Genomic DNA, 22,370 nt, shown 5'->3' on the forward strand with positions numbered 1-22,370 from the left:
CGGTCCGCCCAGCGGCGGTCGGTGCTCAGAGGTGGTGGGGCGGCTTCTCGTCGAGGAAGCGCGCGAGATCGTCCGCGCTGCTCGTGCTCGCAGGAGCCCGCTCACCCCACCCGCGGTCCGTATCGTCCGAGGACTGCTGGTCCAGCGGATCGTCGAAGACCAGGCCCGGCTTGGGATTCTGCCGCCGGGGCCGCTTCGCATCGCGCGGTCCGGGGGTGGGGGCGGTGCTCATACCACCAGGGTACGGCGCATCGCAGCCCGCGACGCCGCCCATCCGACCGCCCGCATCCGTCGCCCTCGAACGGCCCGGAAGGTCAGCGGTCCTTGGGGTCGAGCAGCCAGATCACGAGGACGACGAGGAACGACAGGCAGAGGAAGCCCGCACCCCACCAGGCCGTGCCGGTGTTGCCCTGCATCCAAGCGTTGACGATCACGGTCAGCCCCCAGAGCTGGCCGACGACCACGGTCATGGCCAGCACCAGCCGGGCCGTGAGGGCGGCCGACCGCTCCGGCTGCTGTTCGCCCCCGGCGCCGGGCCCCGGGCCGGTGTGGCTGATCCGGGGGTCTCCCCAGCCGCTGGTCGGTCTGATCTGGGGATAGCGTTCGCGGACGGGCCGGTTCAGCCTCGGATCGGCGCTGCCCGGCCGATAGGTCGGCGGAGGGGGGTACGGCGGCGGCTGGCTCGCGTCCGAGGGCCGGATGCGTTCAAGCCCGGGGTTCGGCGGCTGCGGCTGCGGCTGCGGCTGCGGCTGCGGCTGCGGTGAGTCGGTCATGCCTGGCCTTTCGGGAGCTCCGCGCCGGGACAGCCGAGTTCGATGGCCCGCTCGGGGGCGACCTCGGCGAGCTGTCGACACCAGGCGTCCTTGTCGCTCTCTCCGGATCGGGTGGTCGCCAGGGCCCAGATGCTGCCGTCGAGGTCCTCGGTGACGATCACCCGCGGCAGGGGGCGCGGCGGCGGGCCGGCGGTGACCTCCCCGGTGCGGACGTCGAAGACCCCTTCGTGGCAGGGGCAGAGCAGTTCGCCGAGTTGGCCGCGGTCGGCGCGGTAGAGCACCGCGCAGGCGAGGTGGGTGCAGACCGCGGAGTAGCCGACGAGGCTGCCGTCCACGAGTCGTACGGCCAGGGCACGGTCCTCGTCGCGGGGGTAGCGGAAGGCGATCGACTCGCCGGGACCGAGTTGATCTGCGATCTTCTTGGGCTCGGGCACCCCCTCGGAGTCGTTGTGGCGGTGCAGGATGCCGGCGGCGACGCCGAGGCCGCCGACGGCGAGGCCGCCGGAGACGGTGGTGACGATGCGCAGGTAGTCGCGCCGGGTGGTGAGGGAGTCCGCGGAGATCCGGTCGTTCAGGGCCTCTTGCGAGCCGTCGCCCGAGGGTGGCCCCGCTGCTCCGGACGGGCCGGGCGGGTCGGGCGGGTCGGTGGGCCCCGACGGCCCGGACGGTCCCTGGGGACCGTAGGGGTCTGAGGGGTCGGCCGGCGGGGGTGCGGTGAGGCTCATCGCGGATCCGCCTCCCCCGTCACCTGCGGCCCGGTGGCGTCGGGCGGTGCCGAGTCCCGGACGGCACCCGCGCCGGGGACGTCCACGCCGTTGACCGAGATGACGGGCAGCCCTCCGGGGACGGGCCACTGCACCTTGTCCGCCGGGACGACCATCGCGACGCCGGTCCTGACCGTGGACCGGCCGAAGGTGAACGAGTCGGCGACCTGCACTCCGGGGCGCTCGGCCCGCAGTTCGTCGACGGTGCCGTAGAAGAGGGCCCCGGTGGGGCAGACCGTGGCGCACATCGGGGCGAGGCCGACCGAGGTGCGGTCGTAACAGAGGTTGCACTTCATCTGGAGCTTCGCCGCGAGGTCGATCTTCGGTACGCCGAAGGGGCAGGCGTTGACGCAGTTGGCGCAGCCGATGCAGCGGGTGGTGTCGGCCTGCTGCACCACGCCGTCGGCGGTGACCAGGATCGCGTCGGCCGGGCAGACCTCGGCGCAGGGCGCGACGGGGTCCTCGCAGTGCATGCAGACCGTGGGAAGGGAGGCGACGGAATGACCCTCGTCGGGGTAGTCGAGATGGATCATGGATTGGCCGCGGTGGGAGTCGCACTCGCGGCAGGCGGAGACGCACGCCTGGCAGCCGATGCAGCGGCCGGGGTCGATGAAGATCGTTCTGCCCATCATGGTCGGGCCTCAGCTCCTCTCGCCGGTGCCCCGCCCCTGGGGTGCCGAGGGCGGCAGGGGGTCGGTCCGGGCGGCCTGGACTTCCGGGTACGCCCGGTGGCCGGGGGCCGTGGGCGGCTCGGGGACGTCGTCGACGTGCTCGGCCCGCTCGATGCGGCAGGCGCAGACCTTGTACTCGGGAATCTTGGAACGGGGGTCGAGGGCGTCGATGGTGAGCGCGTTGGCGGCCGTGGGCACCGGCCAGTGGTAGGGGATGAAGACCGTGTCGGGGCGGATCGCCTCGGTGACCAGGGCGGGGAAGACCTCGCTGCCACGCCGGGTGACCACCCGCACGGGGTCGCCGGAGCGGAAGCCGTGGGCGGGGTGGACCTCCACCCAGGGCCGCGGGGTCTGCTCGACCAGCGCGCCGAGCCTGCGGGTCTGGTTGCCGGAGAGGAAGTGCGCCACGGTCCGGCCGGTGGTCAGCGACAGCGGGTGGTCGTCGTCGTACGGGTCGACGGGCGGGTGCCAGCCGACGGCCTGGAGGTGGATCAGGCCGTCCGCGTGGTGGGTGCGCCCGTCCTCGAAGAGCCGTGGGGTGCCCGGGTGGTCGGTCGACGGGCAGGGCCAGACGATGCCGCCCGTCTCCTCCAGCCGTTCGTAGGTGATGCCGTAGTAGTCGTTGACGGTCCCGGCGGAGGCGATGCGCAGTTCCTCGAAGACGTCGCGCGACCCCTGGTAGCGGAACTTGTCGCCCGCACCGAGGCGTTCGGCGAGCCGGCACAGGACCCAGGTGTCGGTGCGCACGCCCTCCGGCGGCTCCTGGGCCTTGTTGTGCTTGACGACGCGGGCTTCGGCGTTGGCCATCACGCCCTCGTCCTCGGCCCAGGTGGTGACGGGGAAGACGACGTGGGCGTTGGCCGCCGTCTCGGAGAGGAAGAAGTCGAACTGGGCGTGGAATTCGAGGGCGTCGTAGCCGCCCTTGACGACGTCGTAGTTGGGGAGGGAGACGAAGGGGTTGTTGCAGACGCCGATCAGGCCGCGGATCTCGCCGCGCTGCATCTGCCAGACCATCTCCATCATGGAGGTCCCCGCACGCGGCAGCTCGGCGGGGTCGATGCCCCAGATCTCGCAGATCTGGCGGCGGTGCTCCTCGTCGTTGATGGAGCGGCCACCGGGCAGCAGGTCGGACTTCTGGCCGTGCTCCCGGCCGCCCTGGCCGTTGCCCTGGCCGGTGAGGGTGCCGTAGCCGGCGCCGGGGCGGCCGAGGTTGCCGGTGGCGACGCAGAGGTTGATGACGGAGAGGCAGTTCTCCACGCCCTGGGAGTGGTGCTCGATGCCGCGGGCGTGCCAGGCCATGGCGTTGTCCGCGGTGCCGAAGGCCCGGGCGACCTGCACGATCTGCTCGACGGGCACACCGCAGATCTCCGCGGCCCGCCCGGGCGGGAACTCGGCGGCCTGCGCCCTGACCTCCGGCCAGCCGGTGGTGTGCGCGGCGAGGTACGCCTCGTCGGTGAGCCCTTCGTCGACGATGACGTTGAGGACGGCGTTGAAGAAGGCGGCGTCGGTGCCGGGCTTGAGGGCGACGTGGATGTCCGCGGTCCGGGCCACGGCCGTCTCGCGCGGGTCGACGACGATGAGGCTCGCGCCGCGGTCCCTGGCCCCCCACACGTACTGCGTCAGCACGGGGAAGCACTCCCCCACGTTGGCGCCGACCAGCAGCAGGCAGTCGGTGAGGAGGATGTCGGAGAAGGGGTTGCCGGCGCGGTCGATGCCGAAGGCGAGCTTGTTCGCCCCCGCTGCGGAGACCATGCACAGACGGCCGTTGTAGTCGACGTGCCGGGTGCCGAGGGCGACCCTGGCGAACTTCCCCACGAGGTAGGTCTTCTCGGTGAACAGGCTCGCGCCGCCGAGGAAGCCGAAGGCGTCCTTGCCGTGGGCGTCCTGGATGCGGCGGATCTCGGCGGCGGTGAAGTCCAGCGCCTCGTCCCAGGTGGCTTCCCTGAAGGGTGCGTCGCGCGAGTGGCGCAGCAGCGGGGCGGTCAGCCGGTCCGGGTGGTTGACCTGCTGATACGCATTGATGCCCTTGGGGCAGAGCCGCATCCGGTTGATGTCGTGGTTGCGGGGCTCGACACCGAAGACCTTGCCGCCGCGGTCGACCCGGAGGTACATGCCGCACTGGACGCCGCAGAAGCAGCAGTGGGTGGGGACGAGCGTCTCGCCGTGCTGGTCGGCGTGCCACCGGTCGGCGGGGATGCCGCCGGCGTCCCGGAAGCTGCGGGTGCCGGGCGGGGCGATCGCGTTGTCGAAGGGCACGGACACAGGTCCAGACCCGGGCCCGGGTTCGCCTCCCGGGCCGGGCCCGTGGCCGGCAGGTCCGGGCTGGCGCGGCGCGGTCGTCACTGGAAGCCCTTCTTGACGTGGGAGAGGTACGCGGTGCCCCGCAGCGTCCGCTTGCACCGGGGGCAGTACTCCGCCCACTCGTCGAAGCCGAGGTCCAGGTCCCGCATGGTGCCCCGGAGGTTGTCTACGTACGGGGCGGTGCCGATGGTCTCGCCGCAGCGGCGGCAGGCGAGGACCGGTTCGTCCTGGCGCGCGGTGTAGGTGAAGAGCTGCGTGCCCACGGCGGCGGGCCGCTGGACGATGTGGAAGAACTTGCCGAAGGGGAGGTAGATGAGCGTGAAGACCACGGCCACCATGTGCAGGACCGCCAGGAACTCGTAGCCCCCGCCGTGCAGGAAAAGCGACGAGAAGGTGAGGAGGAGGCCCGTCACGGAGATCACGATCAGGGCGATCAGCGGGATCAGGTCGTAGGCGAAGCGCTGGCCGGTGGTGGCGGCACGGTCCTTGAGCCGGCGCCACAGGAAGTACGAGGCACCGGGGATGACCAGCACCGCGGCGAGGTCCAGGCCGTGGAACATCACCCAGCCCACGGCGTCCAGGGCGTCGAAGCCGAGGACCTTGATCCCCCAGATCCGCATCTCGTAGCCGGGGCCCGAGCCGGTGCCGGCGGTGAAGGTGAACCAACCCCAGGTCAGCGGGAAGGTGATCAGCGCCGCGAGCACGCACCCCCAGAAGATCAGCTGGTGCGCCGCCCAGCGGGCCCGGGAGCGGGCGCCGAGGAACTTCTGGAAGCCGAGATAGGTGGCGGCCATCCGCGGCAGCGCGGTGGGGGCGCGGCGGGCGTTGCGGAGGGAGAAGAAGCTGCGCCATCCCTTCCGCAGCAGCCGGCTGGCGCCCGGGGAGGAGACCCAGACGGTGTAGCGGTAGGCGATGCCGAAGGCGAGGAAGACGGTGGCGACCGCGTAGGGGAGGAGGGCGGAGTCGAAGTCGCGCAACATCCGGCTGCCGAACACGATCGCCAGCACCAGCAGGGCGGAGACCGCGGCGGCGACCAGTGAGGCACGGGCCTGCACCGAGCCCGCAGCACGCCTGCCGTCCTTCGGCTCCGGCACGAGCGGCACCACACCCGCCTCGCCCGGCGGCCCCGGTGGAACCGGCGGACCCGGTGGAACCGGTGGAACCGGCGGACCCGGCGGCCCCGGTGGCCCCGGTGGCCCCGGTGGCCCCGGTGGGTCTGACTGGCCTGGCGGGTCTGACGGGCCCGGTGGGACTGTCGCTGCGCCCGTTCCGTACGCCGTGGTCCCGCTCGCCGCAGCAGGCGGAGGGCCGGGGGCGGCGGGCCCGTCCGGGCGGGGCTCGGGTGGTGGCGGCCCGTCCGGGCGCGGCGGTGGCTCGGTCACGCGGCCACCGTAGGCAGGGCGTGCCAGGTGCGCCTTTCGTGGCGGCGAGGCGTCAGGCGGTGGGGTGACGGCTTAGCCCAGTCGGCCCGCGGCGCGGCGGCGGGACGGGTCGCGCCGCGGTGGGCCGGCGTATGACGAGCCATATGACCACCTCAGCCACCACCGGCGGCGGCTCCCGGCCGGTGCGCCGCATGCTGCCGCGCCGCGCCGACGAGGAGCACCGGGCGGCCACGCCGCTGGAGCTCTTCTTCGACCTGTGCTTCGTCGTCGCGGTCGCCCAGGCCGGGGTGCAGCTCGTCCACGCGGTCGCCGAGGGGCACCCGGCGGAGGGGGTGACGGGGTATGCGTTCGTCTTCTTCGGGGTGTGGTGGGCCTGGATGAACTTCACCTGGTTCGCCTCGGCATACGACTGTGATGACGTTCCGTACCGGATGGCGACGCTGGTGCAGATCGCCGGGGTGCTGGTGTACGCGGCGGGGGTGCCGCGGGCGTTCGAGGCGAACGACTGGGGCATCGCCGTCGCCGGGTACCTGATCATGCGACTGGCGCTGACCACCCAGTGGCTGCGGGCTGCCGCTTCGGAGACGGGCGAGGGGCGACGCACGGCGCTCACGTACGCCGTGGGGATCGTGCTCTGCCAGTTGGCGTGGGTGGCGCTGCTGTTCGCGCCGCAGGGCGACAAGCGGTGGCTGTTCCTGGTCGTCATCGCCGCCGAGTTGGCCGTCCCGCCGATCGCGGAGCGGCACCACCGGACGGCGTGGCACCCGCACCACATCGTCGAGCGGTACGGCCTGTTCACCCTGATCGTGCTCGGCGAGACGATGTCGGCGAGCACCATCGCCGTCCAGTCCGCCCTCGACGAGCACGAGGCCGTCAGCGAACTGCTGCCCATCGCGGCCGGCGGACTGTTGATCATCTTCTCGGCGTGGTGGATCTACTTCGCCGTACCGGCGCACGAACGGCTGACGTCCAACCGGCGTGCCCTGCCGTGGGGTTACGGGCACGTCCTGGTCTTCGGTTCGGCGGCGGCCATCGGCGCGGGCATGGAGGTGGCGGTCGAGCACGCGGTGGGCGTCGCACACATCTCGGAAGTCGCCGCGTCGGCAGCGGTCACCGTGCCCACGGCCGTCTTCCTGCTGACCGTGTGGTTCCTGCACGCCCGTCACTTCGAGCGGGGCACGGCGCAGCAACTGACCCTGCCGGTGGCGGCGGTGGCCGTCGTCGGCTGCACGTTCGCCGAGGGCTGGGCGGTGCTGGCCAGCGGGCTGGTCTCGGCGGCGACGGTCGCGACCGGCGTGCTGCTCGCCGAGCGGGAGGCCCGCCGCGCCGCCCGATCGGTGGCCACGGGGCGGCGTGGTACTCAGGAGTCATGACGCACGAGGGCACAGCAGACACGGCACATACAGCACATACGGCAGGCGCGGCGGCGGGCGGGAACGACGCCCTGACGGACGTGGCGGGGCTGCGGGTGGGACACGCGCGCGTACCGGGCGAGCGGGCGCTGAGCGGCACGACCGTGGTCCTCGCCCCCGCGGGCGGCGCGGTGGCCGCCGTGGACGTACGGGGCGGCGGGCCCGGCACCCGGGAGACCGATGCGCTCGACCCGCGGAACCTGGTGCAGCGCGTGGAGGCGATCGTGCTGACCGGCGGCAGCGCGTACGGGCTGGACGCGGCCGGCGGGGTGATGGCCTGGCTGGAGGAGCAGGGGCGCGGGGTGCCGGTGGCGCCGGGACGCGTGGTGCCCGTCGTCCCCGCGGCCTGCGTGTTCGACCTCGGTCGCGGCGGCGACTGGAGCGCGCGCCCGGACGCCGCCACCGGCCGGGCCGCGGTGGCCGACGCCGCCGCTTCGCCGTTCGGCGCCCCCGTGCCGCAGGGCGACGTGGGCGCCGGCACGGGCGCGGTGGTGGGGGCGGTGAAGGGCGGCGTCGGCACGGCGAGCACGGTCCTGAAGGGGATCGGCGCGGACGGCGGGGACGTCACCGTCGCCGCGCTCGTCGTCGCCAACGCCGCCGGCTCGGTGCTCGATCCGACGACGGGCGTGCTGTACGGGCACCTCTTCCACCCCGAGGAGGGCGGATTCCACCCCGAGGAAGACGGACCGGCGGGCTCCGGCGCGCCGGGCCGGGTCCGCTACCCCGACCCGGCCGTGCACGCGCGGGCGCAGCAAAGGCTGGAGAAGGCCCGGGAGGCGAGCGGCCCGCCGCCGTTGAACACCACCCTGGCCGTCGTGGCGACCGACGCCGACCTGACCAAGGCACAGGCGCAGAAGCTCGCGGGCACGGCGCACGACGGCATCGCGCGCGCCGTCCGCCCCGTCCACCTGCTCAACGACGGGGACACCGTCTTCACCCTCGCCACCGGCGCGGTGCCGCTGCCCGCGGACCACCCCCTCGCCCTGAACGACGTGCTGGCTGCCGGTGCTGACGCGGTGTCGCGCGCCATCATCAAGGCGGTGCTCGCGGCGGCGTCCGTAACCGGTCCAGGCGGTGATTACCCGGCGTACCGAGAGCTGTACGACATCAAGTGACGCACCGGACGCCCATCTTGGAAGACGGCGGGGAACTCCGCAAAGACTTCTTGCGTTTTCCTTAACGCCGGACACCGTGTCGGACCCAGGGGCTACTTTTAGCAATCAACGAGTCACTTGTGGCGACGGCCAGGAGACCCATCTTGAACGATCCGTATGAGACAACCGAGACACACCTCTCGCGACTCTTGGGTCGAGCGCTCAACTCCTTCGACCTGCCCGACGCCACCGTCGAGAGACTGGACTCGGCGTTGGCGCACGCGAGTTCGCTGCACTCCTCGCACCACAGTGCGCAGCTCGACCGCGCCACGTACCGCCACGCGTATCTGCTGAGCGACGGCAGCTCCCTCGTCCTGTGGGAGCTCGTGCACAACTCCGGCCCCGGCGGCGCCGAACAGCACGAGGTGTACGCGGACGAGTCCGAGGTCCGGCTCGCCGCGTCCCGACTGCCCGCGGGCTTCCCCGGCTTCGGCGACACGAGCGGGTACGCCGACGGCACGCCGCCCGGCCCGCGCTCCCGGGACGCCGCATGGGGCCACGAGGGCGCCGCGGCCCCTACCGACGGGGCGGCGGGCCGCCAGCGCGGCGAGAGCCACGCCAAGGCCGACGAGGGCACCGACAGCGGTACGGACCCGGCCGACCGGGGCGCCCTCGGCTCCGCCGACGTGGGGCCGCGCCCCTCCGTCGTCCCCCCGGCCCCGTCGGCTCCCTCTGAGTATCCGGCGTCCCCCGCCTCCCACCTGGAGGCGGACGCCGAGTTGTTGGCCCGGCTGATCGCCGCGCCGCCGGCTCCGCTCCCCCGGATGTACGTCCCGGACAATTCCGCCGACCACGCCCGCCGCGTCCTGCGCCGCGCGGAGAACGCCGACCGCCCCGGCCCCCGCACCGCCGAGCTGCTGCGCACCGCCTTCGCCCACCACATCACCCAGGTCTTCGGCCGCCACTGCCGCGTCGGCGAGCGCGACGCCGGCTTCACCCTCTACGAGCACGCGTTCCTGCTGCTCGACGGGGCGGAGATCTCCCTGTGGGAGGTGGAGCACACCGCGACGCCCGACGGCCGCCACATGTGCGAGGTGTACGAGTCGGAGAGCATCGCCCGGGAAGCGATGGAGGCGCGCGGCCGGGGCCGTTCCGTCCCGCGGGCCGGCCTCTGACGTACCGGTGCGCGTACGTGCGCGGGCCCCGGGTGCAGTCCCGGAGCCCGCGCACGGCACAGCGGTGAAGGGCGGCCTCAGCGCGCCAAGGTGGCTTCCCGCGGCTGCTCCTGCTCCGCCGCCTGCGTCTCCGCGGACTCGACGCCCTTCGCCGGTTCGCCGCCTTCCCGAGACGCGACGCCCTCACCGGACGCGCCCCTCTTCGCGGACTCGGCGTTGCTCTCCGGCGCCTCGACGTTGCCTTCATCCTCCGACGCGCCCTCCAGGTGCTGCCGCGGCCTGGCCGGCAGGGCGAACATCACCAGGAAGATGACGACGAGGACCGCGACGACGTACCAGAGGGAGTTGCGGAAGGCGTCGGTGAAGGCCGTGCCGACCTCGCTCGGGACGAGCCGTTCCTCGTCCATCGTGCCGAAGAAGACCACGGACACCAGCGCCAGGCCCAGCGCCGTACCCATCTGCTGCACCGTGGTGATCAGCCCCGACGCCGATCCCGCGTGCTCGCGCGGCACGCCGGAGAGCACCGCGTCCGTCAGCGGCGCCACGATCAGCCCCATGCCCACGCCCATCACGACCAGCGGCCCCGCCATCTGCCAGGGTTCGATCTCCGTGCCGTAGCGCCCGGCAGCCCAGATGTAGAGCAGCAGTCCGGTGATCATCCCCAGCGCACCGGCCTGGAGGACCTTGCGCCCGAACAGCGGCACCAGCTTCTGCACGGAGATGCCGGCCGCGAAGGAGACGGCGATCGAGAACGGCACCCCGGTCAGCCCGGCACGCAGCGGGCTCCAGCCGAGGCCCGTCTGCATGTAGAGCGTCCAGACCAGGAAGAAGACGCCCAGCACGATCCCGAAGACCAGTTGCACCGCGATGCCCGCCGCGAAGGACTTCACCGAGAACAGGGACAGCTCGATCAGCGGGGAACCGTCCTTGCGGGCCTTGAACCGCTCGTACGCGACGAGCGCGCCGAACACGACGAGGCTGCCCGCCATGCACACGTAACCCCACACCGGCCAGTCCAGCTCCCGGCCGCGCGTCAGCGGATAGACCAGCATCAGCATCGCGCCGGTGACGAGGACGACGCCGACCAGGTCGAGCCGGAGCGCCTTCGGGGCGCGGGACTCGGTGATGTACTTGCGGCCCAGGATCAGCCCCGCGATGCCCACCGGCAGGTTGATCAGGAAGATCGGCCGCCATTCGAGCCCGAAGAGGTTCCACTCCGTCAGCAGGGCCCCCACCAGGGGGCCGGAGACCGCGCCGAGTCCGACGACGGCACCGAAGAGGCCGAAGACCTTGCCGCGTTCGTGCGCCGGGAAGGTGGTGTGCACGATCGCCAGCACCTGGGGCACCATCAGTGCGGCCGTCGCGCCCTGGAGCAGGCGGGAGGCGACCAGCATCTCCGGGCCTGCGGCGAAGCCGCACAGCGCGGAGGCGACCGTGAAGCCGCCGATGCCGATGAGGAAGAGCCGCTTGCGGCCGTAGATGTCGCCGAGCCTGCCGCCGGTGATCAGGCCGGCCGCGAAGGCGAGCGCGTAGCCCGCGGTGATCCACTGGATGGAGCCGAAGGAGGCGTCCAGGGTCCGCTCGATGCTGGGGATGGCGATGTTGACGATCGTGACGTCGACCAGGTCCATGAAGGCCGCGGTCATCACGATCGCGAGGGCGATCCAGCGGCGCCGGTCGGCGTGCTCCGCGCTGGCGGGTGCAGGGGCCGGCCCTGGTACTGGTGCGTCTGGCGCGTTCCCCGCGGCTGTGGCGGACGACACGGATTGCTGAGAGGTCATGAGCCGAACGTTAGGGTTCGTATAGGTCAGAACACGGCCTAGTTAGCCGTCATCCTGAAGCCATGACGGACACTCCGGCACGACTCCTGAATCTGCTCTCCCTGCTCCAGACTCCGCGCGAGTGGCCGGGCAGCGAACTGGCCGAGCGCCTGAACGTCAGCCCGCGCACGATCCGCCGGGACATCGACCGGCTGCGTGACCTGGGCTATCCCGTCGAGGCGAGCCGCGGCGCGGTCGGCGGCTACCGCCTGGTCGCCGGTAGCGCGATGCCTCCCCTCCTCCTGGACGACGAGGAGGCCGTCGCCATCGCGGTGGGCCTGCGCGCCGGGGCTGGGCACGCCATCGAAGGCATGGAGGAGGCTTCCGTACGGGCCCTGGCGAAGCTGGAGCAGGTGCTGCCGTCCCGGCTGCGGCATCGGGTGACCACCCTGCAGGCCGCGACCATCCCCCTGACCAGGGGCGACGGCGCGAGCATCGATCCGCGCACGCTCACCGCGATCGCGGCTGCCGCGAGCGGGCGGGAGCGGCTGCGCTTCGGTTACCGCGCCGGCGACGGCAGCGAGACGAACCGGTTCGTGGAGCCGCACCGGCTGGTGTCGACGGGCTGGCGCTGGTACCTGGTGGCGTACGACCTGGAACGGGAGGACTGGCGGACGTTCCGGGTGGACCGGGTCTCCGAGCCGCTCGCGACCGGGGTGCGCTTCACGCCCAGGGAGTTGGCGGCGGAGAGCGGCGCGGAGCTGCTGAAGTCCACGATGTCCCGGTCGAACGGCGAGGAGCACGAGGTCGACGTGGACTTCGAGGCGCCCGCCTCCTTCGTGGCGGCGCGGCTGCCCTCGTACCTCGGCGTGCCCGTCGCCACCGGGGAGGACCGCTGCCGGCTGCGCACCCGCTCGCAGGACTCCGTCGAATGGCTGGCGCTGCGGCTGGCGCTGGTGGACTGCGAGTTCACCGTGCACGGGCCGGCGGCCCTCGTCTCGTACGTCAGCGAGCTGGGCGCCCGACTGAAGCGCTCGGTGCCCCCGCCCCCGGCCTGACAGGGCCCGCAACCAACCGGCCCTCAGACACCGGGACACGGAACCCGGCGCACGGACCCCGGCGCACGGACCTCGGCGCACGGACCCCGGACAGGGAAGGACCCCGAGGCCAGGGGGGGTGGGCCTCGGGGTCCGCTTGGGGTGGGCGCTCTTCACGGGGGCGCCCAGGGGGCTCACGCGGCTGCGTCGAAGCCGGTGTCCCGCGCCATGCGCTTCAGCTCCAGCAGCGCGTGCTTCTCGATCTGGCGGATCCGCTCACGGGTCAGTCCGTGCTCCTTGCCGACCTCGGTGAGCGTGCGCTCCCGGCCGTCCACGATGCCGTACCGCATGCGGATGATGGACGCGGTGCGCTGGTCGAGCTGGCCGATCAGATCGTCCAGGCCCTCGCTGCGCAGCAGCGTCAGCACCGACTGCTCGGGGGAGACCGCCGAGGTGTCCTCCAGGAGGTCGCCGAACTGGGTCTCGCCGGCGTCATCCACCGACATGTTCAAACTGACGGGGTCGCGGGCCCAGTCGAGGACGTCCGTGACGCGCGCGGGGGTGGAGCCCAGCTCCTCCGCGATCTCGACGGCCTCCGGCTCACGGCCCTTCTCGCGATTGAACTCGCGCTGGACGCGACGGATCCGCCCCAGCTCCTCCACCAGGTGGACGGGGAGCCGGATGGTGCGGGACTGGTCGGCTATGGAGCGGGTGATGGCCTGACGGATCCACCACGTCGCGTACGTCGAGAACTTGAAGCCCTTGGCGTAGTCGAACTTCTCCACCGCGCGGACCAGGCCGGCATTGCCCTCCTGGATCAGGTCGAGCAGCGGCAGGCCGCTGCGCGGATAGCGGCGGGCCACGGCCACCACCAAACGGAGGTTGGACCTGATGAAGACGTCCTTGGCGCGCTCGCCTTCGGCGACCAGCGCCTCCAACTCCTCGCGCGCGGCACCGCCGGCTTCGCTCTCCACCTCGCCGCCGAGGATCTGCCGGGCGTACACCCCGGCCTCGATGGTCTGTGACAGCTCCACTTCCTTGGCGGCGTCCAGCAGCGGCGTACGCGCGATCTCGTCGAGGTACATGCCGACCAGGTCGCGGTCGGCGATCTCCCCGCCCACGGCGCGAACACTGCTGGCCCGGTCGGTGGTCCCCTGCTTATCGGACTGGCGACGGGCGACGGCACGGGTGGCCATGCGAGCTCCCTTGCTGAGTAGGTCGCGACACCCTTCCGGGTGCCCTGCATCCGATGGAAACAACGATTGCAATCCGGACAGAATTCCCATGCAGCGCGACATTTTTTATGATCTTGCAGTACCCTGTCCGGCCACACGAGGAGGATGGATGGGTCAGCCGACCGGGGAACATACAGAAGTGCTGGTCAGCCCAGGGGTCGAGGCCGATCTAGCGGAGCTGACCGAGCTCTACAACCACTACGTCGTCGAGACGCCCATCACCTTCGACACCGAGCCCTTCACCCCTGAGCAGCGCCTTCCGTGGCTGCGCTCCCACCCTGAAGACGGCCCGCACCGCCTTCTGGTTGCTCGGGACGCAACGGGGACGCTGCTCGGATACGTCACAAGCAGCGCACTACGCCCCAAGGCGGCGTACTCCACCTCCGTGGAGGTCAGCATCTACTGCGCGCCCGAAGCGGCCGGCCGCGGCGTCGGCACGGCGCTGTACGAGGCGCTCTTCAAGGCGCTGGCGGGCGAGGACGTGCACCGGGCGTACGCCGGGATCACCCAGCCGAACGACGCGTCCGTGCGGCTGCACGCCCGCTTCGACTTCCGGCCGATCGGGACGTACGGCGAGGTCGGGCGGAAGTTCGACCGGTACTGGGACATCACCTGGTACGAGAAGCGGCTCGGCGACGACGCGTAGCGACGGGCCCGCGACGGCACCCCGCCGCGGGCCCGCCCCGCCGTCTCGTCCGTACCGCCAAGCCGTACTGCCCAGCCGCACCGCTCCCCTGCACCGCTCCCCCGCACCGGTCAGCCGTACTGCACCGAGCGCTTCGCGAGTCCCATCCAGAAGCCGTCGATCACGCTGCGCCCCTGCTCCAGCTCGCCCTCGGACGCCCCGAGGGTGACGAAGAGGGGTGCGAAGTGTTCGGTGCGGGGGTGGGCCAGCTGCCCGGCAGGCGCCTTGTGCTCGAAGTCCAGCAGCGCGTCCACGTCGGCCGCGGCGAGCGCCCGCCGGCCCCAGTCGTCGAACTCGACGGACCAGCCGGGCACGCCGTCGTGCCGCAGCGCGGCGAGGTTGTGGGTGAAGAACCCGCTGCCGACGATCAGCACGCCCTCGTCGCGCAGCGGCGCGAGCCGGCGGCCGACCTCCAGCAGCTTCTGCGGGTCGAGGGTGGGCAGGGAGATCTGGAGGACCGGCAGGTCGGCGTCCGGGTACATCTCCACCAGGGGTACGTACGCACCGTGGTCGAGCCCGCGGTCCGGCACGTCCTGCACGGGCGTGCCGGCGCGGCGCAGCAGCTTCCGCACGGAGTCGGCGAGCCCTGGCGCGCCGGGCGCCGCGTACTGGACCCCGTAGTAACGCTGCGGAAACCCCCAGAAGTCGTGGACGAGGGGAACGGTCCGGGTCGCGCCGAGCGCGAGCGGCGCCTCCTCCCAGTGGGCGGAGACGACGAGGACCGCCTTGGGGCGCGGCAGGTCGGCGGCCCAGGAGGCCAGCTGACCCGGCCAGACCGGATCGTCGGCGAGCGGGGGCGCACCGTGGGAGAGGTAGATGGCGGGCATGCGCTCCGTCGAGGGCGTTCCCGGCGGGGGCGTTGCGGGGGCGGTGGTCATGGGAATCCAGAACTCCGATCCGGGACAGATGCCCACGAACCGTTCCGGCTCGTGCGCGACATGGGACCATAAGCTTGAATCTTCAAGCTCACACTCGAACCTTAGCCCTATTTAGTTTAACTTTCAAGAAATGGTCGTACAGTAGAGGTATGAACACGGCATCCACGGCAGCGTCCGGCAAAGGCGCCGGCGACGGACTCGAACCCCGCTGGCTCAGCGACGACGAGCAGCGCGTGTGGCGCTGGTACCTCCACGCCACCAGGCTCTTCGACGACCACCTCGATCGCCAACTGCAACGCGACGCCGGGATGCCGCACATCTACTACGGCCTGCTGGTCCAGCTCTCCCAGGCCCCGCACCGCCGCAAGCGGATGACCCAGCTGGCCATCGACGCCAAGATCACCCGCTCTCGACTCTCGCACGCCGTGGCCCGGCTGGAGCACCACGGCTGGGTGCGCCGCGAGGACTGCCCCTCCGACAAGCGCGGCCAGAACGCCGTCCTGACGGACGCGGGGTACGAGGTGCTGCGCGGCGCCGCGCCCGGGCACGTCGAGGCGGTGCGCCAGGCGATGTTCGACCGGCTCACGCCGGAGCAGGTGGACCAGCTCGGGGCGATCATGCAGACGATCGCGGAGGGGTTGCAGCCGCAGGACTCCGGGGCGGACCTGCCCTGGCTGCGCTGACGGCCCGCGCTCCGTCGGCCCGGAGGCGGCCCCGAGAGCCCGAAGGGGCCTTGCCGGATCGATCCGGCAAGGCCCCTTCGGACGTTCCGCCCGAGCTTCGCGCTCAGGTTTCGCGTACGGACCTCACGCCCGGCCCGCCCGCTCGCGTCCCGCACGAGCACGAGCTAGAGCACGAGCCTCAGGTCCCGCCCGAGCCTCAGCTCTCACCGAGTCTCAGTGCATGACGACGGGGACCTTCACCTCCGCCTCGGCGTCCGCGCCGTCGCCCGACGCGGCACCCGGAGCACCCAGCTCCGGACGCCCCGCGTTGATCATGAAGATCGCGATGGCGGCGGAGACGACCAGGATGGCCACCGCCCACCAGATCGCCGCGGTGAAGCCGTGCACCATGCCCTGGAGCTCCAGCAGCTTCGGGTTCGTCGCGCCCGCCGCCCGGTCGGCGATGAACGCCGTGGTCGCCGAAGAGGCGATCGTGTTCAGCAGGGCCGTGCCGATCGCACCGCCGACCTGCTGCGAGGTGTTGACCATCGCGGAGGCCACGCCCGCGTCCGTCGGCTCGACGCCGTTCGTGGCCAGCGCCATCGCCGGCATGAACGCCGTGCCCATGCCGAGGCCCAGCAGCAGCTGCGCCGGCATGATCAGGGTGGCGTACGAGCTGTCCACGTCGAGCTGCGTCAGCATCAGCATGCCGAGCGCCGCGACCAGGAAGCCGGGGCCCATCAGCAGCCGGGCCGGGACCCGGGTCATCAGTCGGGTGCCGATCTGGGTCGATCCGACGATCATGCCGACGACCATCGGCATGAAGGCGAAACCGGTCTTGACCGGCGAGTACCCCTTCACGATCTGCAGGTAGAAGGTCAGGAAGAGGAACAGGCCGAACATGCCGATGACGGCGAGGCCGAGGGAGAGGTACACACCGCCGCGGTTGCGCTCGGTGAGCACGCGCAGCGGCAGCAGCGGAGCCTTCACCTTGGCTTCGGTGACCACGAAGGCGGCCAGCAGCACGACGGCGGCGACGAACATGCCGATCGTCAGGCCGTCCGACCAGCCGGAGTGCTCGGCGCGCGCGAAGCCGTACACCAGGGCCACCAGACCGAGGGTGGACAGGACGACGCCGGGGACGTCGAGCGCGGAGCGGTTGCGGGCGGCCTCGGACTCGCGGATCACCAGGTAGGCGCCGACGGCCGCGACGATCGCGAAGGGGATGTTGACGTAGAACGTCCAGCGCCAGTTCAGGTACTCGGTGAGGAAGCCGCCGAGCAGCAGGCCGACGGCGCCGCCGCCACCGGCGATCGCACCGTAGATGCCGAACGCCTTGGCGCGCTCCCTGGCGTCGGTGAACATCACCGAGAGCAGCGAGAGCGCGGCGGGCGCGAGCAGCGCGCCGAAGACACCCTGGAGCGCACGGGCGCCCAGCATCATCGCCTCGTTCGTGGCGGCGCCGCCGAGCGCGGAGGCCGCGGCGAAGCCGATGAGGCCGATGACGAAGGCGCGCTTGCGGCCCCACATGTCGGCGACCCGGCCGCCGAAGAGGAGCAGTCCGCCGAAGGCGAGCGCGTAGGCCGTGATGACCCACTGGCGGTTGCCGTCGGATATGCCCAGGTCCTCCTGGGCGGTGGGCAGCGCGATGTTCACGATCGTCGCGTCCAGCACCACCATGAGCTGGGCGAGCGCGATGAAGATCAGCGCCTTCCAGCGCTGGGGATCGGGACGCGAGGCGTCCGGCAGGGCGTGGGCTGTTTTTGCCATGGAGGAGTCCACCTAGGGGTGCATCGAGCCGGTTCTGGGCGTGAGGGGGTAGGGAACCGGCGGTTCACAGTGGTACGAGAACGGCCTACGGGCGTGGGCGAGCGCGCTCGGCCCCGGCCCCCGCGGTCGCTTCGGTGACGCACGGGCGGGTCGGCGGCACGTCGTCTCGGCGGCGTGCCGGCGGTGTCCCGCCGTCAGTGCTCCGGAGGTTCTCTGGGTGCTCTGGGTCTATGGGTTCAGGGGTCCCTGGGCTCGGGGGCCAGGGACCGGGGGTCGGGGTGCTGGGGCTTCGGGTCAGTGCTCAGTGCTTGCGCAGGTCCTCCAAGGTGATCGCCCTCCCCGACAGTTCGGAGCGCGCGGGCGCTTCGAGACCGTCCAGGAACAACTGGAGATGGCGGTGGACGAAGCTGTCGTTGTCGACGCAGCCCGTGCCCGGGAGGGGACGGGTGAGCAGCGACACGACGACCATCAAGTCCCCCACGGCCACGTCCGGCCGCATCCGGCCCGCCGTCTGGGCCCGCTCGATGAGCGCCTCGACGGCGTCTTCGAGCCGGGTCCGTCTGCTCACGAGGTCCGGGTGCTCCCGGTCGAAGGTGCTGGAGACGACGGGGCACAGGGCGCCCGTGCGCTCCTCCGCCGCCCGGTGCGCGAAGCGGCGCACGGCGTCGAAGGGGTCCGCCTCCTCGGCCTGGGCGCGCTCCGCCTGCTCGTACATCCGGTCCAGGACGAAGACGACCACCTCGTGCAGGAGGTCGGCGCGGTCCGGGAAGTGGCGGTACAGCGTGGCGTTGCCGACGCCGGCGCGGCGCGCGATCTCGTCGAGCGGCACGTCGGGGCCGTACGCCACGAGCAGTTCGCGGGCGGCGCGGATGATCCGCTCGCGGTTGCGCAGGGCGTCGGCGCGGGGGCGCGGGGTGCGTCGGCCGACGGCGTGCGCGCACTCCGTCCCGCTGGACGCTCCAGCGCCGTTGGAAGCGGCGTCCGGTTCGGTACGGCTCGGCGCGCGACCGCGCTTCCCCCGGACCGCACCTGCGTCCGGTCCCTGGGCGCTCGATGCGGCGATGTCCGCACCGACGGCGTCCGCGGCGGCGACGTCCGCTTCGACGACCCTGGCGGCTGGGATCACGACCCCGCTCCCTCCTCCGTGCGCTGCTTCCGGCTGTCCGTGGCGTCTCTGTCATGTTCGTCACAAAGCGGGGACTCCCTCCCCGCTTCGCGGAACACAGGTGCAAACGGGGAGTCGACCCCCGCTTATTTCCCCGACCTAACGTGACGTGCGCCACACACGCGCGGGCTGCGCTCCGTATCCGCCGCGTCACACGAACGGCCCCGCTCGGCGCGCGCCGCACCCCCGCCCACCAGAGGCTGAACGCACACGGAGCAGCCGGAATCCGGCCGGCTGCCGACCTCAGCCGAAGGCGGTTGCATGCTGCACGCGCGCCACCGGGCACGCCGGTCCCACCGGATACGCCGAGCCGATCGGATAGCCGACGCCCCGGGCTCCTTCCGCGCCACGGGCCCCTTCCGGGCCGCGCTCGACCGCGTACGCGCACACCCCCGAGGCCACGCGCACCGCCACCCGAGCCGCACCCGCCGCATCGGCGGCCTGGCCGCCCTCGCCGCCGTCACCCTGGCCGCGCTCACCACCGCGAGCAGCACCCTGACCGTCCCCACCCGGGCGTCCACGGGCCCCGCCGCCGGCACCCCCGACGCGACCGGCCTCGGCCCCTGCCGCCTCCCCGCCCCCCTCGGTGTCCAGATGTCCGAGGGCCTGCCGACCCCGCCCGGCTACTCCCCCTCCACCGGCGAGGTCCGCGCCCTCAACCTGATGGTCGACTTCCCCGACGCCGTCGGCCCGGGCGAGGCCACGGACCGGCTCGGCGAGTTCTTCCCGCAGACCGCCGAGTGGTTCCGGACCAGTTCGTACGGCCGGCTCGACTACGTCGCGAAGACCCCGGTGAAGGGGTGGCTGCGGATGCCGATGCCGTTCACCTCGTACGGCATAGAACGCGGCGCACCGTACGACCCCGCCTACCGCAAGCTGGTCGAGGACGTCGTGACGGTCGCCGACCCGAAGGTGGACTTCAGCGAGTACGACCTGGTCAACATATTGGTGACGCCCAACGCCGGCCCCTCGGCGCTGGACACCGTGCTCTCCGTGACCTTCTCCGGCAACACCGACGCACCCGTCGCCGACGGAGTGCCGCTCGCCAACACGTCCTTCGTCTACAGCCGCCAGGACGACGGGTCCGGCTCGTACGCCGAGACCGGGTACCGGGTCCTGCCGCACGAGAACGGCCACGTGTTCGGCCTGCCCGACCTCTACACCGCGGACGGCGGGGCCGAGGTCGGCCACTGGGACATCATGTCCGAGGACTGGGGGGCCAACAACGACATGCTCGGCTGGCACAAGTGGAAGCTCGGCTGGCTCGACCCCGAACAGATCCACTGCGCCTCGGCGTCCGGCAGCGCCGAGTACGCCCTCACCCCGCTCGCCACGGCGGGCGGCACGAAGATGACGGTCGTGCCGGTCTCCGCCGACACCGGTTACGCGGTCGAGGTGCGCACCCGCGAGGGCAACGACGAAGCCGTGTGCCGCCCCGGCGTCCTCATCTACCGGGTGCGCTCCAGCGTCGACACCGGCAACGGCCCGGTGACGGTCTCCGACAGCCGCGCCGACAGCGGCGGCTGCACCCGGCGCCCCAACGTGCACGCCGAACTCTCCGACGCGCCGTACCGGCCGGGGCAGAAGTTCACGGACGAGGCGAACGGGGTGGAGATCGCGGTGCTCTCCGAGGAGCAGGGCGTCTACAAGGTGCGGGTCACCCGCTCGTGACCTGCCGGTGGACCGTGTCCCGCAGCTCCCGCTTGAGGATCTTCCCGGTGAAGCTGCGGGGCACGCCTCCGAAGACGACGTGCGCCGGCACCTTGAACGCGGCGAGCCGGCCCCGTACGTGCTCCCGCACCTCCTCGCCCGTCACCGCGGCCCCGGCCCTCAGCTGCACCACCGCCGCGACCTCCTCCCCCAGTACGGGGTGCGGCACGCCGACGACCGCCGCGTCGGCGACCGCCGGGTGCTCGTGCAGCACCGCCTCGACCTCGACGCCGTACACGTTCTCCCCGCCGCGGATCACCACGTCCTTGATCCGGTCGACGATCCGGATCCGCCCGTCCACCTCGACGGCGAGGTCCCCGGTGCGCAGCCACCCGTCCGGGGTGAAGGCGGCGGCGGTCGCCTCCGGGTCCCGCCAGTAGCCGCGGACGAGCGACTGCCCGCGCAGCAGCAGCTCGCCGCCCTCGTCGATCCGCACCTCGACGGCGGGCGCGGGCAGCCCCACGCTCAGCGGGTCGGCGCGGTAGGCGTCCCCGAAGTTCGCCAGCACGCCACCGGAGGTCTCGGTCAGCCCGTACCCCGTGCGCGGCTCGATCCGCGTCCCGTACCGCGCGGTCAACCGCGCCACCAGCTCGGGCGGCGCCGCGGCACCACCGGTGCTGAGGTTGGTCAGCGACGCGAGCCCGCTGCCCGCGCGCTCGGCCGCGTCCAGCAGCTCCAGCGCGGTCGTCGGCACCCCCGAGAAGTGAGTGGCCCGGTGCTCGTCGATCAGCCGGACCGCCTGCGCCGCGTCCCACTTCCGCATCAGCACGATCGTGCCGCCGGCGGCCATGACCGGATAGAGGGTGGTGAAGGCGGCGACGTGAAAGAGGGGAAACGTCATCAGCGCCACGGGCGCCGCCCCGACCCCCGGCACCCCGCCGCGCGCCAAGGTCGCGGCAGCACCCTGGTACCGCGCATGCACGGCGGCCCCCACCTGCGCGAACTGTGTCGCGACGGCGCCCTTGGGCCGGCCCGTCGTGCCCGACGTGTAGATGATGGTGGCGTCGTCCTCGCCGCGCACGTCCACGGCGGGCGGAGCGCCGTACGGATCGGGTGCGTCCCAGTCCTCGTACCGCTCGATCCGCGCACCTGTGCCTTCGGCGCCCCCTCCGTCCCCGCCGTCCCCTCCGTCCCCGGCAAACACCACCACATGCGCCCCGTGGGCCCCGGCCCACGCCCGCACCCGCCCCAGCCGCTCCCCGTCGACGAGCAACACGGCGGGCTCGCAGTCATCGAGCGCGTACCCCAGTTCCCCCTCGGTCCACCACGCGTTCAACGGCACGGCCACGAGCCCCGCCAGCTGCACCCCCCAGAAGCCGATCACCCACTCCGGACGGTTCCGCATGACGATCCCCACACGTTCCCCCGGCCGCACCCCGTACTCGTCCACGAGCCGCCGAGCGAGCGCACTCGCGGCGGCGAAGAACTCCCGGTACGAGTACGCCCTCCGCTCCCCCACCAGGAACACCCGGTCCCCGTACCCCCAGGTGGCCTCCACGAACTCCGTCAGCGTCCGCACCCCACCGACGTACGCAAGCCCCCCGTCCTCCCCCCGCCCCACTTCGAACGGCGCCCCGACCCCAGCCAGCCCTTCCCCCACTGCGCACCCCTCTCCCACCAGCACCGAACCTAGCCAGCCGGCGACGCTAGGACCCCCCACTGACGCCGTCAAGACACGGGCGCGGGGCGCGGTGCGGGTGGCTGATCAACTGCCTCTGCCCGGGAAGGACCACCCGCTACACTGTCCGGCAGTGCCACGCCTTCGCCTTCGTAGCTCAGGGGATAGAGCACCGCTCTCCTAAAGCGGGTGTCGCAGGTTCGAATCCTGCCGGGGGCACCAGCGCAAAGACCCCGGACCGATCATGGTCCGGGGTCTTTGACATCCACGTCTGACAT

Annotated in this window: 18 protein-coding genes, 1 tRNA gene and 1 pseudogene; 8 read left to right on the forward strand and 12 right to left on the reverse strand. The window is 72.3% G+C overall.

The window, feature by feature from the left end; translation table 11 throughout:
- Positions 1–25: 25 nt before the first annotated feature.
- The 6 genes and pseudogenes from AB0E05_RS25380 to AB0E05_RS25405 form a co-directional block, all read right to left on the reverse strand.
- Positions 26–232, reverse strand: coding sequence for a hypothetical protein (locus tag AB0E05_RS25380; protein ID WP_361967354.1), 207 nt, complete (start codon positions 230–232; stop codon positions 26–28).
- Positions 233–314: 82 nt separating this feature from the next.
- The gene (locus AB0E05_RS25385; RefSeq protein ID WP_361967356.1) at positions 315–773 is read right to left on the reverse strand and encodes a hypothetical protein; all 459 of its coding nucleotides are present in this window, start codon (positions 771–773) and stop codon (positions 315–317) included.
- Positions 770–1,498 (reverse strand): Rieske (2Fe-2S) protein, encoded by a 729-nt coding sequence (locus tag AB0E05_RS25390; protein WP_361967358.1) that lies wholly within the window; start codon positions 1,496–1,498, stop codon positions 770–772. Before AB0E05_RS25390 ends, AB0E05_RS25385 begins: the two co-directional genes overlap by 4 nt.
- Positions 1,499–1,575: 77 nt before the next feature.
- Positions 1,576–2,169: pseudogene (locus tag AB0E05_RS25395) on the reverse strand (4Fe-4S dicluster domain-containing protein); the annotation flags it as partial.
- 9 nt (positions 2,170–2,178) lie between these two features.
- On the reverse strand, positions 2,179–4,464 hold the full coding sequence (locus tag AB0E05_RS25400) for a molybdopterin oxidoreductase family protein (protein WP_361967360.1): 2,286 nt from the start codon (positions 4,462–4,464) through the stop codon (positions 2,179–2,181).
- A gap of 83 nt (positions 4,465–4,547) precedes the next feature.
- A complete protein-coding gene (locus AB0E05_RS25405) occupies positions 4,548–5,489 on the reverse strand; it encodes an MFS transporter (protein ID WP_361967427.1) in 942 nt (313 codons plus the stop codon).
- Between the two features lie 533 nt (positions 5,490–6,022).
- Here AB0E05_RS25405 and AB0E05_RS25410 point away from each other — a divergent pair.
- The 3 genes from AB0E05_RS25410 to AB0E05_RS25420 all read left to right on the forward strand — a co-directional run bounded on the left by AB0E05_RS25410 (position 6,023) and on the right by AB0E05_RS25420 (position 9,572).
- Positions 6,023–7,264: a low temperature requirement protein A gene (locus tag AB0E05_RS25410; protein ID WP_361967362.1), complete on the forward strand. Its 1,242-nt coding sequence runs from the start codon at positions 6,023–6,025 to the stop codon at positions 7,262–7,264.
- Positions 7,261–8,418, forward strand: coding sequence for a P1 family peptidase (locus tag AB0E05_RS25415; protein ID WP_361967364.1), 1,158 nt, complete (start codon positions 7,261–7,263; stop codon positions 8,416–8,418). Before AB0E05_RS25410 ends, AB0E05_RS25415 begins: the two co-directional genes overlap by 4 nt.
- 143 nt (positions 8,419–8,561) lie before the next feature.
- Complete coding sequence (locus AB0E05_RS25420) at positions 8,562–9,572, forward strand: DUF6227 family protein (RefSeq protein WP_361967366.1); 1,011 nt, start codon at positions 8,562–8,564, stop codon at positions 9,570–9,572.
- A 77-nt stretch (positions 9,573–9,649) separates the two neighbouring features.
- On the opposite strand, the gene AB0E05_RS25425 is transcribed toward AB0E05_RS25420, so the two are convergent.
- A complete protein-coding gene (locus tag AB0E05_RS25425) occupies positions 9,650–11,218 on the reverse strand; it encodes an MFS transporter (protein WP_361967429.1) in 1,569 nt (522 codons plus the stop codon).
- Between the two features lie 197 nt (positions 11,219–11,415).
- Here AB0E05_RS25425 and AB0E05_RS25430 point away from each other — a divergent pair, with 197 nt between their 5' ends.
- Entirely contained in the window at positions 11,416–12,390 is a 975-nt protein-coding gene (locus tag AB0E05_RS25430) for a transcriptional regulator (protein WP_361967368.1), read from the forward strand.
- 173 nt (positions 12,391–12,563) lie between these two features.
- Here AB0E05_RS25430 and AB0E05_RS25435 read toward each other — a convergent pair whose 3' ends face one another.
- A complete protein-coding gene (locus AB0E05_RS25435; RefSeq protein WP_361967370.1) occupies positions 12,564–13,565 on the reverse strand; it encodes a sigma-70 family RNA polymerase sigma factor in 1,002 nt (333 codons plus the stop codon).
- Between the two features lie 148 nt (positions 13,566–13,713).
- On the opposite strand from AB0E05_RS25435, the gene AB0E05_RS25440 reads away from it, so the two are divergent.
- Positions 13,714–14,250, forward strand: a complete 537-nt coding sequence (locus tag AB0E05_RS25440; RefSeq protein ID WP_361967372.1) for an N-acetyltransferase family protein — start codon at positions 13,714–13,716, stop codon at positions 14,248–14,250.
- Positions 14,251–14,360: 110 nt separating this feature from the next.
- On the opposite strand, the gene AB0E05_RS25445 is transcribed toward AB0E05_RS25440, so the two are convergent.
- Complete coding sequence (locus AB0E05_RS25445; RefSeq protein WP_361967374.1) at positions 14,361–15,167, reverse strand: class III extradiol ring-cleavage dioxygenase; 807 nt, start codon at positions 15,165–15,167, stop codon at positions 14,361–14,363.
- Positions 15,168–15,316: 149 nt separating this feature from the next.
- Between AB0E05_RS25445 and AB0E05_RS25450 the strand changes: the two genes are divergently transcribed.
- Positions 15,317–15,850 (forward strand): MarR family transcriptional regulator, encoded by a 534-nt coding sequence (locus AB0E05_RS25450; RefSeq protein WP_361967376.1) that lies wholly within the window; start codon positions 15,317–15,319, stop codon positions 15,848–15,850.
- 213 nt (positions 15,851–16,063) lie between these two features.
- On the opposite strand, the gene AB0E05_RS25455 is transcribed toward AB0E05_RS25450, so the two are convergent.
- Together AB0E05_RS25455 and AB0E05_RS25460 are read right to left on the reverse strand one after the other, a co-directional pair.
- The gene (locus tag AB0E05_RS25455) at positions 16,064–17,599 is read right to left on the reverse strand and encodes an MFS transporter (protein ID WP_361967378.1); all 1,536 of its coding nucleotides are present in this window, start codon (positions 17,597–17,599) and stop codon (positions 16,064–16,066) included.
- Between the two features lie 301 nt (positions 17,600–17,900).
- Complete coding sequence (locus tag AB0E05_RS25460) at positions 17,901–18,491, reverse strand: TetR/AcrR family transcriptional regulator (protein ID WP_361967432.1); 591 nt, start codon at positions 18,489–18,491, stop codon at positions 17,901–17,903.
- 534 nt (positions 18,492–19,025) lie between these two features.
- Here AB0E05_RS25460 and AB0E05_RS25465 point away from each other — a divergent pair.
- Entirely contained in the window at positions 19,026–20,435 is a 1,410-nt protein-coding gene (locus AB0E05_RS25465) for a M6 family metalloprotease domain-containing protein (protein WP_361967380.1), read from the forward strand.
- Here the strand turns inward: AB0E05_RS25465 and AB0E05_RS25470 are convergent.
- Positions 20,422–21,993 (reverse strand): class I adenylate-forming enzyme family protein, encoded by a 1,572-nt coding sequence (locus tag AB0E05_RS25470; RefSeq protein ID WP_361967382.1) that lies wholly within the window; start codon positions 21,991–21,993, stop codon positions 20,422–20,424. The genes AB0E05_RS25465 and AB0E05_RS25470 overlap by 14 nt on opposite strands.
- A 245-nt stretch (positions 21,994–22,238) precedes the next feature.
- Here AB0E05_RS25470 and AB0E05_RS25475 point away from each other — a divergent pair.
- A tRNA-Arg gene (locus tag AB0E05_RS25475) sits at positions 22,239–22,314 on the forward strand.
- Positions 22,315–22,370: the final 56 nt, after the last annotated feature.

Origin of the sequence: Streptomyces sp. NPDC048057 (assembly GCF_040653095.1) — a bacterium.
Lineage (GTDB): Bacteria > Actinomycetota > Actinomycetes > Streptomycetales > Streptomycetaceae > Streptomyces.